This is a genomic window from Microbacterium rhizosphaerae, assembly GCF_034120055.1.
Lineage (GTDB): Bacteria > Actinomycetota > Actinomycetes > Actinomycetales > Microbacteriaceae > Microbacterium > Microbacterium rhizosphaerae.
Window position 1 is genome coordinate 3,360,655 of the sequence record NZ_CP139368.1, and the last position, 16,576, is coordinate 3,377,230.

The 16,576-nt window shown below is 67.2% G+C and carries 15 protein-coding genes; 3 read left to right on the plus strand and 12 right to left on the minus strand.

What is annotated here, in order from left to right; genetic code table 11:
• Positions 1-78 precede the first annotated feature (78 nt).
• The 11 genes from SM116_RS15350 to SM116_RS15400 all read right to left on the minus strand — a co-directional run bounded on the left by SM116_RS15350 (position 79) and on the right by SM116_RS15400 (position 10,713).
• A complete protein-coding gene (locus SM116_RS15350; protein ID WP_320941836.1) occupies positions 79-1,416 on the minus strand; it encodes an L-fuconate dehydratase in 1,338 nt (445 codons plus the stop codon).
• Positions 1,417-1,438: 22 nt separating this feature from the next.
• Positions 1,439-2,527 carry a mandelate racemase/muconate lactonizing enzyme family protein gene (locus tag SM116_RS15355; protein WP_320941837.1) on the minus strand — a complete coding sequence of 363 codons (1,089 nt, stop codon included), beginning with the start codon at positions 2,525-2,527 and terminating at the stop codon, positions 1,439-1,441.
• The gene (locus SM116_RS15360; RefSeq protein WP_320941838.1) at positions 2,524-3,288 is read right to left on the minus strand and encodes an SDR family NAD(P)-dependent oxidoreductase; all 765 of its coding nucleotides are present in this window, start codon (positions 3,286-3,288) and stop codon (positions 2,524-2,526) included. Before SM116_RS15360 ends, SM116_RS15355 begins: the two co-directional genes overlap by 4 nt.
• Positions 3,285-4,136: a fumarylacetoacetate hydrolase family protein gene (locus SM116_RS15365; protein ID WP_320941839.1), complete on the minus strand. Its 852-nt coding sequence runs from the start codon at positions 4,134-4,136 to the stop codon at positions 3,285-3,287. Before SM116_RS15365 ends, SM116_RS15360 begins: the two co-directional genes overlap by 4 nt.
• Positions 4,133-5,137, minus strand: a complete 1,005-nt coding sequence (locus SM116_RS15370; protein ID WP_320941840.1) for an aldo/keto reductase — start codon at positions 5,135-5,137, stop codon at positions 4,133-4,135. Before SM116_RS15370 ends, SM116_RS15365 begins: the two co-directional genes overlap by 4 nt.
• On the minus strand, positions 5,130-5,453 hold the full coding sequence (locus SM116_RS15375) for an L-rhamnose mutarotase (RefSeq protein ID WP_320941841.1): 324 nt from the start codon (positions 5,451-5,453) through the stop codon (positions 5,130-5,132). Before SM116_RS15375 ends, SM116_RS15370 begins: the two co-directional genes overlap by 8 nt.
• Before the next feature lie 15 nt (positions 5,454-5,468).
• Positions 5,469-6,338: an amidohydrolase family protein gene (locus SM116_RS15380; RefSeq protein ID WP_320941842.1), complete on the minus strand. Its 870-nt coding sequence runs from the start codon at positions 6,336-6,338 to the stop codon at positions 5,469-5,471.
• A gap of 19 nt (positions 6,339-6,357) precedes the next feature.
• A complete protein-coding gene (locus tag SM116_RS15385) occupies positions 6,358-7,446 on the minus strand; it encodes an enolase C-terminal domain-like protein (protein ID WP_320941843.1) in 1,089 nt (362 codons plus the stop codon).
• 31 nt (positions 7,447-7,477) lie between these two features.
• On the minus strand, positions 7,478-8,434 hold the full coding sequence (locus SM116_RS15390) for a carbohydrate ABC transporter permease (protein ID WP_320941844.1): 957 nt from the start codon (positions 8,432-8,434) through the stop codon (positions 7,478-7,480).
• On the minus strand, positions 8,434-9,324 hold the full coding sequence (locus SM116_RS15395; RefSeq protein WP_320941845.1) for a carbohydrate ABC transporter permease: 891 nt from the start codon (positions 9,322-9,324) through the stop codon (positions 8,434-8,436). Before SM116_RS15395 ends, SM116_RS15390 begins: the two co-directional genes overlap by 1 nt.
• A gap of 93 nt (positions 9,325-9,417) precedes the next feature.
• On the minus strand, positions 9,418-10,713 hold the full coding sequence (locus SM116_RS15400) for an ABC transporter substrate-binding protein (protein ID WP_320941846.1): 1,296 nt from the start codon (positions 10,711-10,713) through the stop codon (positions 9,418-9,420).
• Between the two features lie 190 nt (positions 10,714-10,903).
• On the opposite strand from SM116_RS15400, the gene SM116_RS15405 reads away from it, so the two are divergent.
• The 3 genes from SM116_RS15405 to SM116_RS15415 all read left to right on the plus strand — a co-directional run bounded on the left by SM116_RS15405 (position 10,904) and on the right by SM116_RS15415 (position 15,381).
• Positions 10,904-11,599: a GntR family transcriptional regulator gene (locus tag SM116_RS15405; RefSeq protein WP_320941847.1), complete on the plus strand. Its 696-nt coding sequence runs from the start codon at positions 10,904-10,906 to the stop codon at positions 11,597-11,599.
• A gap of 28 nt (positions 11,600-11,627) precedes the next feature.
• Positions 11,628-12,776 (plus strand): GDSL-type esterase/lipase family protein, encoded by a 1,149-nt coding sequence (locus SM116_RS15410; RefSeq protein ID WP_320941848.1) that lies wholly within the window; start codon positions 11,628-11,630, stop codon positions 12,774-12,776.
• Positions 12,777-12,891: 115 nt separating this feature from the next.
• On the plus strand, positions 12,892-15,381 hold the full coding sequence (locus SM116_RS15415) for a glycoside hydrolase family 38 N-terminal domain-containing protein (RefSeq protein WP_320941849.1): 2,490 nt from the start codon (positions 12,892-12,894) through the stop codon (positions 15,379-15,381).
• Positions 15,382-15,862: 481 nt separating this feature from the next.
• Here SM116_RS15415 and SM116_RS15420 read toward each other — a convergent pair whose 3' ends face one another.
• Entirely contained in the window at positions 15,863-16,504 is a 642-nt protein-coding gene (locus tag SM116_RS15420; RefSeq protein ID WP_320941850.1) for a Fic family protein, read from the minus strand.
• Positions 16,505-16,576 lie beyond the last annotated feature (72 nt).

The window sequence follows — 16,576 nt, forward strand, 5'->3', positions numbered from 1 at the left end:
CACGCCGCCGTCGAATTCGAATCCGGCGGATGCCGCTGGACTCATGAATAATCGTCGGCACAGTGATGTCCTCCGGCGTCAGCCGACGGCGGCCTGGGTGCGGACGCCGCGGAACCGGGTCCGAGCCGCCCAATACGTGCCGTCCGGATACGCGTATTCCCGCAACGACTCCTCGTGCATCTCGGCGGAATAGCCGGGTGCGGTAGGCACGCGGTACGCGCCGTTCTCGACGATGCAGGGGTCGACGAAATGCTCGTGCAGGTGATCGACGAATTCGGTGACCCGGTTCTCCAGGGTGCCCGAGACCGCGATGTAGTCGAAGATCGAGAGGTGCTGGACGAGCTCGCACAAGCCCACGCCGCCCGCATGCGGGCACACAGGGATGCCGAACTTCTTCGCCATCAGGTAGACGGCGAGGATCTCGTTGATGCTCGCGAGACGCGCCGAATCCAGCTGGCAGAAGTCGATGGCGTTCGCTTGGAAGAGTTGCTTGAAGAGGACGCGGTTCATGCCGTGCTCTCCGGTGGCGACGCCGATGGGGGCGACGGCGCGGCGGATCGCGGCATGACCGAGGACGTCATCGGGGCTTGTGGGCTCTTCGATCCAGAGAGGTTTGAACTCGGCGAGCGCGCCCACCCAGTCGATCGCCTGCGGCACGTCCCACACTTGGTTGGCGTCGATCATGAGGTGCGCGTCGGGCCCGATCACCTCCCGCGCGATGCGGCAGCGGCGGATGTCCTCCTGCAGATCGGCGCCGACCTTGAGCTTGACATGCCGGTATCCGGCGTCGAGCGCCTCGCGCAGGAGGCGCCGCATCTTCTCGTCGGAATAGCCAAGCCACCCCGCACTGGTGGTGTAGCACGGGTATCCGGTGCGCTCCAGCTCGGCGATCCGCTCGGCGCGCGTGGGTTCGAGCTTCCGCAACAACCCGATTGCCTCGTCACGTGTGAGAGCGTCGCTGAGGTACTGCAGGTCCGCGATGTCCACGAGCTGCTCGGCCGGCATATCCGCGAGCAGCCGCCAGAGCGGCTTGCCTGCCCGACGAGCCGCCATGTCCCACAGAGCGTTCATGACTGCCGCCATCGCGAGATGCTCGACACCCTTCTCGGGTCCCAGCCACCGCAGCTGCGAGTCCGCCTTGAGCGCACGGTAGGTCCCACCGAGATCGTCGAGCAACTCGTCGACGTCAGCTCCGAGGAGCGGTTCCGCGCGGTGCCGCGCGGCCAGCACGCAGATGTCGGTGCCGCGTCCGATCGTGAACGTGAATCCATGCCCGGTCAGGCTCGGGTCGTCCGTGCGAAGGATGACGTAGGCGGCGGAATAGTCCGCATCCTTGTTCATCGCATCCGAGCCGTCCGCGGACAGAGAGGTGGGGAAGCGCACGTCGACGACTTCGACGTCGGTGATCTTGGTCATATCGCGTCTCCGTTGTTCGGCCTCAGGCCACGGTCAGGGCGTCGAGGGCGTCGGGGTTCCAGTCGATGCCGAGGCCCGGGGTCGAGGGGGCGATCGCGTGGCCGTCGCGCACCTCGAGTCGGGTGGTGGTGACTCCACGCAGCTGCGGGATGTGTTCGACGTACCGCCCGTTGGGGATGGCGCACACGAGGCTCACGTGCAGTTCCATGAGGAAGTGCGGGCAGACGTCGACGTTGAATGACTCGGCGAGGTGGGCGACCTTCAGCCAGGGTGTGATGCCGCCCACGCGGGCGACGTCGACCTGGATCACGCTGGCCGCCTGGTGTTCGAGGTAGTTCCGGAAGTGGCCGACCGAGTACATCGACTCCCCCACCGCGATCGGGATGGTGGTGGATGCGGCGAGCCGGGCGTGCCCGGACAGGTCGTCGGCGGGAAGCGGCTCCTCGAGCCACCCGACCTGGAACGGTTCGAGGGCGTGCGCGAGCTGGATGGCGCGCGCCGCGGTGAGGGACTGGTTCGCGTCGACCATGATGTCGACGTCCGGGCCGAGGGCGTCGCGCAGCGCCCCGATCCGGGCGGCGTCCTCCTCGATCCGGGGCTTGCCGACCTTGACTTTCACCCCGTGCCACCCGTTCGCCTGGGACTCGAGCGCGTTGTCGACGAGTTCGTCGATCGTCAGGTGCAGCCATCCGCCCTCGGTGTCATACAGGGGAGCCTTCTCCATCGCCCCGCCGGAGAGCTTCCACAGCGGGAGTCCCGCGCGCAGGCTTGCGATGTCCCACAGCGCGGTGTCGATCGCGGCGAGGGCGAGGGAGGTGATCGCCCCGACCTGGGTGGCCCGGGTCGAGCCGGCGAGGGTCTGCCAGATGGCCTCGATCCGGGTCGAGTCCAGCCCCGGCAGGATCGGCAGCAGATGCTCCCGCAACATGGCCAGCACGGCGCGGCCGCCGGTGCCGATCGTGTACGAGTAGCCGGTGCCGACCAACCCGTCCGATGTCTCGATCCGCACGATCAGGGTCTCCTGCTTGAGGAAGCTCTGCATCGCGTCGGTGCGGACGGTTTCCACCGGGATGTCAATCAGTCGCGCCTCGGCGCGCAGGATGGTGGTCATCGGGTCTCCTGGGTGTCGTGGCGGACGCGGAGGTGGGTCATCCCGCCGTCGATGTCGAGCGCGGTGCCGGTGATGGAAGCCGACTCCCGGCTGGAGAGGAAGACGATCGCGGCGGCGACCTCCTGCGGGGTGACCATGCGGCCGGTGGCCTGCCGGTTGTCCAGCGCGCGCCGTTCCGCGACCGGGTCGGGGAAGCGCTGCAGCATGGCGTCCACGAACGGACCGGACACCGTTCCCGGGCGCACGCAGTTCACACGGATCCCTTCCGCGACGTGGTCTGTGGCCATCGCGTAGGTGAGGGAGAGCACCGCGCCCTTGGAGGCGGAGTACAGTGCGCGCTGCGGCAGCCCGTTCAGCGCAGCCACCGAGCAGAGGTTCACGACGGATGCGGCACCGGACCGCCGCAGATGCGGCAGGGCGGCGGCGGTGACCCGGGCGATGCCAGTGACGTTGATGTCCAGCACCCGCGCCCAGTCCTCGTCGGTGTTCTCGTCGATGGCGCCGACCGCACTGACTCCTGCATTGTTGACGACGACATCGATGCCGCCGAGGTCTTCCGCAAGCGTGTCGACCGCGGAGCGAACCTGGTCGCGGTTACGGACATCCGCAGCGTGGAAGACCGCGCCGACGGGTGGTTCGGCCGCACCGACGTCGAGGATCCCGACGCGGGCCCCGGCGGCGAGGAATGCTTCCGCCGTGGCCCGGCCGATACCCGAGAGTCCCCCGGTGATGACCACGGCCAGGTCTTTCACCCCGGTCATGCCTGCACCAGCTTCTGCCGTGCCGCGCCCAAACCCTCGATCGTCAGTTCCACGACGTCGCCGTCCCGCAGGTACGGGTTGCCTTCGATGCCGAGGCCGACGCCCGCGGGCGTGCCGGTGTTGATCAGGTCGCCCGGCTCAAGCACCATGAACCCGCTGAGGTAGCGGATGAGTTCCGCGACGGGGAAGATCATGTCGTCCGTCGTGCTGGCCTGGCGCGGCACACCGTTGACCTGCAGCGACAAGGCGAGCGCCTGCGGGTCGGGGACCTCGTCGGCCGTGACCAACCAGGGACCGAGCGGGTTGAAGGTCTCGCAGCTCTTGCCCTTGGTCCATTGGCCGCCGCGTTCGAGCTGGAACTCCCGCTCCGACACGTCATGCGACACCACGTACCCGGCGATGTAGTCGAGCGCGTCGTCGTCGGGTCCGAGGTACCTGGCGGTGCGCCCGATCACGACGCCCAGCTCGACCTCCCAGTCGGTCTTCGTCGACCCGCGCGGGATCAGCACATCGTCATACGGACCGACCACCGTGTCGGAGCCCTTGAGGAAGATGATCGGCTCGGCCGGGATCTTGGCGCCCGTTTCCGCCGCGTGCCCGGCGTAGTTCAGGCCGACGCAGATGAGTTTTCCCGGGCGGGCGATCGGAGCCCCGATCCGTAACGACGACGCGTCCGGTAGCGGCTCGAGGTCCCCGGCGTCGACGGTCTCGGCAACCCGGGCGACCGGGCCCGACGCCAGGAAGGCTCCATCGATGTCACTGGTGAGCGGTCGCAGGTCGTAGGTGGATCCGTCGAGATGGACGACGGGGATCTCGCTGCCCGGTGCGCCGAGTCGGGAGAACTTCATGAGTCTGCTCCTTGGAAGGGGGATGCTGCGGTACTCGCGCAGCGGGGATCGATGAGGGAGGAGTTGGCCAGGTCCGTCCAGAGCGCGTCAGGGACGGATGCGTGCATGCGTTGTGCGCCGGATGCGACGTGCCGCGCGGTGCGCATCCCGAGGACGACGGTGCGGACCGCGGGATGGGTGAACGGGAATCTCACGGCGGCCTCGGGCAGCGTCACATCGATCGCTTCGGCGTGCTTGGCGATCAGCCGGGCGTGCTCGATCAGCTCCGCCGGCGCCTGTCCATAGTCGTATGCCGCGGCGTCGGACACGTGCACGGAGCTGAGGATGCCCGAGTTGTAGACCCCGGCGGCGACGATGGCGACATCCCGGTCGAGTGCGAGCGGGAGCAGGTCGTCGAGGGCCGATTGATCCAGCAACGTGTACCGGCCGGCGAGCATGACGACATCGATGTCGCACTCCGCGACGAACCGCGCCGGTATCGCCGACTGGTTCATCCCAACCCCGACCGCACCGATCACGCCCTCGTCGCGCAGCTCGATCAGGGCACTCACACCCGTCGTCGACGCGGACTCCCAATGCTCGTCCGGATCGTGCAGATAGACGATGTCGACACGGTCGAGGCCGAGCCGGTCGAGACTGGACTCCAGGGAGCGCAGGATCCCGTCGCGGGAGAAGTCCCAGCGGCGACGGCTCGTCGCCGGCACGCGGAAGCCCTGATCGTCGAGGTCCCCCCTGCGATAGTCGGGGTTCGGCTCGAGCAGTCGCCCGGCTTTGGTCGACACGACGAACTGGTCGCGCGGGCGATCAGCGAGGGCTGCGCCGAGGCGCCGCTCGGACAGGCCGAGACCGTAGTGCGGGGCGGTGTCGAAATAGCGGATGCCGGCGCCCCACGCAGCCTCCACCGCCGCGTGGCACGTCTGATCGTCGGTCTCGACGTTCAGGTTCCCGAACTGCGCCGCACCGAACCCGAGTGGGCCCAGCCGGGTGAGCACATCACGCATGGTGGAACACTTCCGTCATGGGTGCCCACTGCTCGCCGGCGGCGGCCGTGTCCAGGCGCTCCTGGCACGCGTCGGTGATCGCCCACCAGCGCCGCGTGTCCGAGTCGGCGGCCATGGCTGCCATGTCGGCCGCGAAGTCCTCGCCCACGTACTCGTAGTACGAGAACAGGTACCCGTCTCGCAGGAAGATCGAGAAGTTCGTGATGTTGCTGCGGCTGATCTGCGCGAGCACCGCTGGCCACACATCGGCGTGCAGCCGCAGATACTCGTCTTGCCGCTCCGGGCGCAACCGGACCACGGATCCGTACCTTTGCATGAGAATCCTTCCGGGTCAGACGGTCGTCGATGGGCGCAGCAGCGCCCGCTCGTCGATGCGGTAGAACGATGCGGCCGTGCCGCCGAGCACGGCGGCCCGCTCCGCCTCCGAGCGTTCGGCCAGAAGTTCCGCGGTCGCCTGCCAGACAGACCTGTAGTCCCCAGCAAGCAAGGTGACCGGCCAGTCCCCTCCGTACATCAGCCGCTCCGCCCCGAACACCTCGAACGCGTGATCCACGTACGGCGCGAGATCCCGCGCCGCCCAGCCGGCCGCCGCGGCGGTGTTCAGCCCGGACAGCTTCGCGTACACGTTCGGGCCCTCCGCGGCCTCGGCGAGAGCGCCGGCCCACGGCATCCATTCCCCCGCCGCGATCGGAGGCTTCCCGAGGTGATCTATGACCAGACGAAGCGACGGGTGATTCTTCGCGATCGTCGACACGTGGCGAAGATGGCGCTCGTTCACCGCGACGACGTCGAAGGTCAGGCCGCGCTCGGCGAGCAGTGCGAGTCCGTCTTGCACGGCCGGTCGCACCAGCCAGTCCCCATCGGGCTCGTTGTGGATGAGGTGGCGGATGCCGACGATGCGAGGATCCGACGCGTAGTCGTCGAGGAGATCCGCGGCCCGCGCAGGATCCTCCAACGGCACCCAGCCGACGATCCCCGCCACCCGCGGATGGCGGGCGGCGACGCGCTGCATCCACCGCGTGTCCTCCACCGAGTCCGCCGCCTGCACCAGGATCGTCGCATCCACCCCGCACGCGTCCAGATCGGGGATGAGTTCCTCGATCGCGTAGGTGCGGCGGAGGATTCCGGTCTCGGGGGTCAACCACGGATACGAGACCTGCTCGAGATCCCAGACATGCTGGTGGGCATCGATGACAACCACGATGATCGGTTCCTGGGGATCAGCGGTAGGACATGGCGTGGGAGGCGATGGCGGGCGCGTCGGCTCCCCACAGCTCCTCATAGCCCATCCCGGGGGCCGTCGGAGCATGGACGAGTCCGAGGGCGTCGACTTCGGGCCCACGAGTCACGGGGTTGGAGGAGACGAGACTCTCGAAGTAGGTCGTGTTCGGGATCGACATGCACAGGTGCGTGTTGGGCAGCCCCATGCCGTGCACCTCGGCGCGCAGGTGGAACGAGTCGGCGAGGTGCGCGATGCGCAGCGCGCCGGTGACCCCGCCTCGAAGCGCGGTCCCTGTGCGGACTGCGGACGCGCAGCCGCTCGCGATGAAGTCGGCGGTGTTCATGTGCGCGCCGGCACTGACCTCGGCCACCAGCAGGGGGACGTCGACGCGTTCGGCGAGTCGCTTGTACGCGGTGATGTTGAACTCGCGCATCGGCTCCTCATACCAGAGGTAACCCGCATCGGTGAGGGCCCGGCCGACGTAGACCGCGTCGAGCAGGTCGAAGCCCGCCGACCCGTCGTACATGAGCGGCACATCCCCGCCCACATGCTCACGGAGCGAGGCGATGAGGCGGGCGTCTTCGCGCGGGTCGCCCCACGCGTGCAGCTTGATGGCGCTGTATCCGAGTTCCAGGCACTGGTCGGCGACGTCGAGATACTCCTGGATGCTGGAATACGTGACGGTCGAGGCATAGGCCGGGATCGAGTCGCGGAACGACCCGATGAGACGGTGCACCGGCTCGCCGGCCGCCTTCCCGGCGATATCCCAGAGGGCGTCGTCAACCACGCCGATGACGTACGTCGGGAAGTTCTCGATCCGGTCGAGCTCCCACATCCGATGCCACAGCCACTCACGACGGAGCGGATCGGCGCCGATGAGCTCCTGACGGAGTCGGCGCTCCACAAGGTCGGCCAGGATCACCCCCCGGCTCGACTGCGCGTAACCCCTGATGCCCGCGTCGGTGGTGAGGACGAGCCACCCCGTCGTGCGGGCCGGCTCCGAGCCGGGCAGCCCGTGACGCCAAGCGAAGGCCGGGTCCACGGCGGGCTCGTCTGAGAGGAGGACGTCGACGGAGACGATCTTCATTGAACTGCTACTCCTTGACATTGTGGGGTTCTCAGCTCTTCACAGAGCCGGAGAGAAGTCCTCGGATGAGGAAGCGTTGGAAGGCGATGAAGAGGATGGCCACGGGCACCACCACGATGAGCCCGGCCAGGGCGGCCTCGGGGTAGTGGATCGGCAGGTCGGTGGCGCCCATTGCCGGGTTGAGCGCGCCAGTACCGGAGATGAGGTTCCCGAGCCCGACCGGCAGGTTGTAGAGGCCGGTGTCGGACAGCATCACGAACGGGAGGAAGTAATTCGACCAGTTCGCGACGAAGCTGAAGAACACCAGGATGGCGATGATCGGCTTCGCGAGCGGCAGCGCCGTGTGCAGGAAGACGCGCACCTCCCCGCATCCGTCGATCCGGGCGGCCTCGAGAAGTTCCCTGGGCAGCGACGTGGCGAAGTAGACGTAGGCGAGATAGACCCCGAACGGGTAGAAGGCGGCGGGCAGGATGACGGATGCCGCGGTGTTGGTCAGATGGACGGCGTTCAGCTCGAGGAAGAGCGGCAGCACGACCGCGGTCGCGGGAACGACCATCGCCACGAGCGTCAGGGTGAGGATGAGCTTGCGCCCGGCGAAGCGCATCGTGGCGAGGGCATACGCGGCGGGAACGGCGACCGCGACGCTCAGGACGACGGAGCCGACGGAGTAGAAGACGGAGTTCGCCATCCAGGCGTAGACGACTCCGCCGTTGTACTGCACCAGGTGCTGCCACGCGAGGAGCGCCGTCTGGATCGACCCGAAGCTGAGCGGGTTGCCGGTCGCCATCTCCGCGTTCGTCTTGGTCGGTGCGAAGAGGAGCCAGACGAGGGGGACGAGGCAGAAGACGGCGAACCCGAACAGCAGGAGCAGTCGGACGACACCCGCTGCGGAGATCCTCGTGCGCTTGCGGCGACGTCGGGATCGCTCCCGGGTCGTGGGGGGTTCGTTCGAGACGCCGGGTTGGGCTGGGGCGAGTTGCGAGGTCATCAGTCTGCCTCCGTCTGGAAGAACCGGGAGCGTTGCACGAAGAGAAGGGCGACGACCGTCGAGACGACGAGCAGGATGACGGAGACCGTCGCGGCCTGCCCGAACTGGCCCTGCTGGAACGCGAAGACGTAACCCAGCTGGTTGAGCGACCACCAGTTCGAGCCGGCTTGGGTGATCCCGTAGAAGAGCGACGGCTCGACGAAGATCTGAACCGCCCCCGCGAAGCAGAGGATGAGCATGTACACGATGTACTTGCCGATCAGCGGAAGCTTGATGGACATCGCGATGCGGATGGGTCCGGCACCGTCGACGCGAGCGGCTTCAATGACGTCGAGGTCGATCGCCTGCAGCGCGCCGAACATGATCACGATCCACGAGCCGACCCCGGTCATGAACGCGATCGTCGCAAAGATGAACGGCAAGTGTGCGTTGGTAAAGACGTCGTTGGTGTTGTGCCATCCCATGGCGTGCAGGAGCGGAGCGAAGGGGCTGAGATCCGGCTGCAGCATGAAGTACCAGAGGAGGACCGCCGCAGACCCGGTCACCGCACCGGGGAGGAAGTAGATAAGACGGAGCGCGCCGCTTGCGCGGCCCACCCGTTCGTGCAGCAGGAGCGCGAACAGCAGGGAGCCGCCGAGCATGATCGGGATCCAGATGACCATGAACGTCATCACGTTGCCGACCGCCGGCCAGAACCGGAAGTCGGACAGCACGGCGACATAGTTGGAGAGGTCGAACCCGCGCCGCCCGCCCTGCAGGTCCGCGAACGACTCGTAGATCGCGTAGGCGGTAGGCAGGATACCGAATGCCAGCAGCAGCACCACGTAGGGGGCGGAGAAACCGTACGCGGTGAGATTCGCCCGCGTCCGCGCCTTTGTCCCTCGTGCCATGAGAGAACCTCCTTCGGTTCCAGGCCGTGAGGGGCAGAGCATCCGCCCGCCCCTCACGGCCCTCAGAGATGGATCAACGAGATCTCGCGATCCCTACTTGGTGACGACTTCGTACCCTGCCGCCTGCGCCAGTCCGGAGAGCTGGTCCTGCAACGGCTTGAGCGTGCTGGCGATGTCGCCGCCCGCCTTGATCGATGCGACCACAGTGGACACGACCGTCGCGTCGACCTGGTAACGCGTGGCGCCGACCGCGGGGTTGATCTTCGCCGCCTGGTCCTTGAGCACCGGCACCGGGTCCTCGGCGTAGTAGCCGCTGGCGGTGACCGTCTGCGACCACGTCGTCGCGGCCGGAGCGTAGGCCGGGTACGTCGGAGCGGTCTTCTGGTAGGCGTCGTTCGTGCTCACCCACTGGGCGACCGCGGCCGCGGCCGCAGGGTCGGCTGCGTGACGCGACACGACATAGATGCCGCCCCCATATGCGCCGGACCAGTTGGTGGTCTCGCCCGTCCACGTCGGCATGGCACCCGCGACGATCGTGCCCGCGGGCGCGCCGTACCCGGTAGAGGCCTTGATGACGTACTCGCCCATCCACGACGGCCCGGGCATCATCAGCACCTTGCCGTCCTTGGCGAGCTTGTTCATGCCCGCATCGAACGGGGCCAGCCGCGAGACGGAGCCGTCGGCGAGCAGCGGGTCGAGGGTGTCGGCAACGCGGGTGCACTTAGCGTCGGCCGTGTTGATGTGCACTTGGTTGCTGGACTTGACGTCTGCCAGCGGGCAGCCGCTGCTCCAGAGGAAGTCGTACCAGATGTTCGCGCCGCCGGCAGCTCCGATGATGTAGCCGGGGTGCTCGGCGGCGACCTTCTGGCCGAGCGCCTTGTACTCGTCCCACGTTGTCGGTACCTGGTAGCCGAACTGCGCCATCAGCGGCTTGTTGACCCAGAGGATGGACTGCGCGAGGTCGTTCTGCAGGCAGTAGAGCTTTCCGTCGATCTTGCAGATGGAGTTCTTCGTCGAGAAGCCGTCCTGGACGTTCTTCGGAACCGCCTTGTCGAGCGGCGCCGCGAAGTTGAACAGCTGGCTCTGCAGGGCCGCGATCTCGTTCGTCGTCGGGTCGAAGATGACGTCGGGCCACCCCGAGCCGACCCGGTTCGCGAGCTGGATCTTGCTCAGCATGCCGCTCCCGTCGACGACCTCGATCTTCATCTTCACGTCCGGGTGCGCCGTCTGGTACGCCTTGAACGCGGCCTCGCGCGTCGCATCCGTCCAGACCACCAGCGGCGAGCCGGAGGTCTTGGCCGGCGTGCTCGTGCCCGCGCAGGCCGACAGCGCGATCGCCGAGACCGCGGCCACGGCGGCGACGGTGAGGACCTTCCGCAGGCCCTTCATAGATGGTTTCACTGTGCTTCTCCCTTGATGCAGAAACCTGATGTCTCGTATTTCGAAGTTTGGGCTGGAAACTTCGTACACGATGCTGTTATCGTCATGCCATGACACGACCGTGTCAATGCGAGCGACGATGCAAACACGATAGAAAGACCAGCAGCGTCGGATCATGCTCCATCCTGAGGAGGACGATATGGCGGATCCCCTGGCAACGGACCCTTTCGAGCTGTCGCTGCGCCGCCCGGCCCCGCGCCGCGTGCTGGCCGATGAAGTGTACGAGATCCTGCGTGAGAGTCTCCTGTCACAGCGCATCGCACCCGGCGCGCGGTTGAACCTCGACCAACTCGCCCGCGAGCTGCACGTCTCGAACACCCCCGTGCGCCAGGCCCTCGCCCGACTCGAAGCCGACGGCCTCGTGACGAAGGAGCCGTACATCGGGTTCACCGCATCCCCGCTCCTCGACTCGCGCACCATCGAGGAGCTCTACGACCTCCGCCTGCTGATCGAGCCCGCGGGCGCCGGCCGAGCCGCGAAGCGCGGCCCGGCGGAATGGATCGCGAAGCTCGAGGAGATCGTCACGGCCGCCGAGGGCATGCTCGAGGAGCAGTTGCCGGAGCATGCTGAGGCGCTCGGGAACGCCGATGCCGAGTTCCATCTCGCCGTCGCGAGCGCGGGGGGCAACGGGGTGATCGTCGACTATCTCGGCCAGGTGCTGACCCAGATGAGCAGGTACACGCTCTATTCCAGCCGGCAGGCTGCGCACCACGCGTGGGAGGAGCACCGGACCGTTCTCGAGGCGATCGAGCGCGGTGACTCGGACGAGGCGTTGAAGGCGATGCGCGCGCATCTGCGCAACGGCTGGGACCGCGTTCACGAGCTCGTGAACTGATCGAAGTGCTCCCGACGGAATGGTTGTCATGATGGGCACCGACGTCCCCCTGCACATGATTGCCCAGGCGACTCGCGGCGCCCTCGGCGTTGAGCTCACGGAGGCCGGTCTGCATATCCGCAGGCTGCCGGCCTGGACCGTTGCGCAGTACGCCGACGACCGCTTCCTCGATGTGGTCACGCAGAACGGATCCGGAGTTCGGCTGGACTTCGAGACGACGTCCTCCTGGATCGAGCTGGGCTGCCGGTGGGACGTGCTGCGCTCCGAAAGCGTCACGCTGCCACTTGCCTCGCTTGTCGTCGAGATAAACGGGACCGGCACCCAGGCTTACCCGCTCGAAGCAGGGTACGGAATAGACCTTGTCGACTCGACTGGCCGGATCACACAGTTCCCGGGCCGGGAGACCCGCATGCGACTCGAGCTTCCCGGAGCGCCAACGTGTCGCGCCGTGACCGTCTGGCTCCCGCAAAGCGCACGCGTGACCATCACCGGCGCTCGATCTGACGCCGCGCTGGCAGTGCGCGCCACGGCTCAGCCTCGCTGGCTTCACTACGGCAGCTCGATCAGCCAATGCAATGAAGCACCTGATCCGCTCGGTGCCTGGCCTGTCCTAGTCGCGCGTCGTCTCGGTCTGGATCTGACCAACCTCGGATTGGCCGGGCAGGCCCACCTCGACCAGTTCGTTGCCAGAACGATCCGAGACGCGGAACCCGACCTCATCACTCTCAAAGTCGGTATCAACATGGTTGCGGCAGGGACGATGAAGGCGCGTACTCTGCGCTCGGCCCTTCACGGATTCCTGGACACCATCCGTGAATCCCTCCCGACGACACCGATCACTGTGATTTCGCCGATCTTCAGCCCGGACTTCGAAACCACGCCGGGGCCAAGTCACGTGGCAGACCTCGAGCGGCTCGAGTCCGGCACCGTGACGGGTGACGACCGTCTCACACTGCGGGCGACTCGGCAGATTCTTCGCGATGTCGCAACACAGCGTATGGCGAATGATCAACATCTCGGCTACCTCGACGGAACGGCCCTCCTCGATTCCGCAGACATCGATCTGCTTCCGGACCGGGTCCATCCGAATCCGACCGGATATCGAGCGATGGCCGAACGATTCGTCGGCACCAGTACGAGTCTCCCCGGCTTCGCCGGCCTCACCCGTCACGAATGAGTCATTGCATGCTCGCGCCCCTGAACTGCTTGAATACAAGTATACTAACGCTGATATCAGCCACCGCTCCCGCCTGCATCGAGGACGATCAGGCCAGTCGACGAAAGCAAGACGAATGAGCCTCCTCCGCCCCTCCACTGCCGTCGACGGCGACACGACGCGGCCGGCGATCGAAGAGATCCTCGTGCTGCACCACAGCCACCTCGACGTCGGGTACACGCACTCGCAGCCGATCCTGTGGCGACTGCAGTCCGAGTACCTCACGCAAGTCCTGGACTGGTTGGAGGACACCGCCGGCGGCCCCGCGGCATCCCGTCCGAAATGGACCTGCGAGGTCACCGAACCCGTCCGGCGATGGCTTCTCACCGCTTCCGCTGATCAGCGCGATCGGTTCGTCACCCTCGCCCGTGAGGGACGGATCGGCTTCGGCGCCCTGCGCTGGAACACTGCCGCGCTGACGGATCGCACCGCGCTCCGTCGTCTCGTGGACGGGAAGCGGCAGATCGAGGATCTGACGGGGATGCCCATCCGCGTCGCCTCTCAGCATGACGTGAACGGCATCCCGTGGCCCCTCGCCGATGTCCTTCTCGACGCTGGCGTCGAACTGTTCATCATGGCGATCAACACCTACCTGGGACGGGCCGTCACGCCGCGACCCGGCGCATTCCACTGGGAGGCGCCCTCGGGTCGCCGACTCAGAGTCTTCAACGGCAACCACTACACGATGTTCGACCAGCTTCTCAACGCGTGGGACGACTCCGTAGAGCGGATGCAGCAGGGATGGTCAGACTACGCCCAGCACCTCCAGCGCATCGGCTATCGGCTGCCCTTCGCGTACCTGACCACGACCTGCTCCCCCACGCTCTGGGACAACGCCCCGCCGAACCCGTTCATGCCGGAGCTGATCGGCCGCTGGAACGCGTCGGCTGCCGCCCCGCGCCTTCGCTACGCGACATACGACGACCTGCTCGAGAACGTCCGGGACCTCGACCAGGCCTCCCTGCCGGTCGCGCGCGGCGACTGGACGGACTTCTGGAGCTTCGGTTACGGCAGCACGCCGATCGAGACCGCGCTCAACCAGGCCTCGAAGCCCCTGCTGGAGGCGGCGGTCCGGTTGGATGCGCAGCCCGAGCTGCTCGCTCAGGCCACCGACTGCGTCGACCTGTACGACGAGCACACGTGGAGCCATTGGGACACCGAGCTGTCGCACCCGCAAGCCCGCACGCAGGACGCACTGAAAGCCGCTGTGGCATACGAAGGACACGAACTCGCCAGCATGGCGGTCATGGACGCGCTCGACCGGCTGGCCGAGAACCCACTCGCCGACCGAGGAATGTCGGGCATCCTGGTCTGCAACACCTCCGATCACATCCGCGAGGAGTATGTCGAGGTGCCGGCAGCCTGGATCGAGCCGCAGACCACGGCGACCGAGCGAACGTATCGCGCCAGCCGCCTCATGAGCGGCAATCGATCGTGGGATCGCCGGCCGGGCGAGCCTCTCCGCACGCTGGGCCCGATCCGGGTCGAGGCAGGCACCTGGCGGATCATCGGCCTCGACGAGCTCCCGTCGCCCGTCTCCTCCGGATCCATCCGGACGGGCGTCGGCCCTGCGGTCGTCACCTACCGCGGGGTGAACGGCGACGACACCGACCATGCCGAATCGACCACGGGCTACCTCGAATCACCGTTCCACCGGCTCACCTACAACCTCAAGAGCGGCCGCATCCTGTCGATCATCGACCTCGCGCGTGACCGTGAGCTGCTGGCACCGCGGCCCGGGATCGACTTCCTCTCCGTGGTCCGCGAGTCCCCCGACCCGCTCGTCGATCCGACCCGCCTCGCGTTCCACCTGCGTGATCTCAGACGCGAGCAGCTCGATCAGTCGAACTGGCTCGACTGGACGCGGCGCCTCGACCACGCCGACAGAGTGTCCGGTCTCGCCGTCACAACCTCGGACCGCGAGGTCACGCTCGTGCGGACCCTCCACGTGCGCGGTGTGCCTCCGGTCACCCAGCGCATCGGCCTCAGCGCCGACGACCCGACGATCCACATCGAAGTGACCCTCGACCTCCCGAACGACGAGTCACCGCACGGCCTCTATCTCGCTCTCCCGCTCGCCCTCGACGCGGGCTGGGGCGCCGCATTCGACACCGCGGGGCAGATCGTCGAGCTCGACCGTGACCAGCTGCCCGGATCCAGCCGCGGCTGGGTCACCGCCGAGGCGGTCGCGATGGCCTGGGACGACCAGTCCGCCGTGGCGCTGCTCACCCCGGATGCGCCGCTCGTCCAGTTCGGCGGATTCCACTTCGGACCGCCTCCCGACGCGATCGAGCGGACGCGGCATCCACTCCTGCTGAGCTGGATCAGCAACAACTACTGGGACACCAACTTCCCCCGTACCCAGGCCGGGCGGCTCGTGCTTCACTACAGACTGTTGACCCAAGACAGGCCCGATCACGACGCCGTCCTGCGGCGCGTGTCCGACATGCGCACACCGCTGCTGACCTGGCCGGTGACGACACATGGACGTTCTCCGTCCACGGGTCCATTGCCCGGCACTCCCACCGAACGCACGATCGCGGCCCTCGAAGGCGCGGGACGTTGACGTCTGCACTCAGTGTGGCGTAGGTCGGACCGCCGTCCGTAGGCCCCGGCCATGCACACCTGGCGGACAGCGCGGATCGCCTCTTCGATTCACGGCAGGGACGAGGTTTGCGCAGCACGCGCGTCGGCGACGGGCGCAATCGTGAGAGGCGGTCGGGTCAGAAGTCAACACGCGGCTATCCACCCCTAGAGGCGCCACCGGCCAGTCCGCAAAAAGTCCGCAGAATCCTCACCGCAGGTCACTCGACGCCGTCCGCGGGCAACCCTACTTCCGCGTGATTCCGCGGTTCCCGTCCGAACCCGTCGCCCGACTACCTGCCGGATGCCGTTCGTCAACTACCGCTGACGCGCCCCTTTGCCGGGGTCTTCCGGGTTCAATCCGCAGGGAGTCCGCAGTAATCGTTCGGACTCGGGCTGGTCGTCGCGCACGACCGGCGGCGGCCTCGGCGCAGACGATCGGCCGAACATGCGGACGCCGGAGGTCAGCGCATGGCCGCCTGGATGCGGCGGTCCAGGTCGTCCAGCTCCGCGAGCAGGTCGTTGGCGACCCACACCCGGTCGCGTTTGCGGCCCGTGATCTCGCGGATCACCGCCGCGTCCTCGAGCCGAGCGATCGCGGTGTACACGGCGGAGGTGTTGGCGCCGGCGTGAGCCTCGACCTCTGCGGCGGTCATGCCGGGGTGGTCGTAGAAGACGGGCAGCAGGGTCGCTGCAGCGGAGCCCCTCCGAGCCTTCACCTGGGCAGCCCACTCCTCCGGTCGCGCCTTGATCCTCTCGATCGAGATGCGAGACTCGGATGCCTCGACCTGCGCCGACCGCATGAACAGCAGTGCCAGCGGCTCCGGGTCGCCCGACCGATAGAGCCCCAGCGCCTCGAAATACTCCTCCCGTCGGGCGAGGATCCCGCTGGCCAGCGGGATCACGGCGTGCCGAGCGACACCCCGGCGACGCAGCGACGCCGAGACGAGCGCCCGCCCGATCCGGCCGTTGCCGTCGGTGAAGGGGTGGATCAACTCGAACTGGGCGTGGGCGATCGCGGCTTGCATCAGCGCGGGCACATCGTCGCGGTTCAGGTAGGCGAGCAGGTCATCCATGAATTCAGGCACACGCTCGGGTGCGCTCATCCTGGAATTGTGACGACGCTATTCCAGGTTTGCAATTGTAATCTGGAACAGGGAAACCTCCTTCCCGCTGCC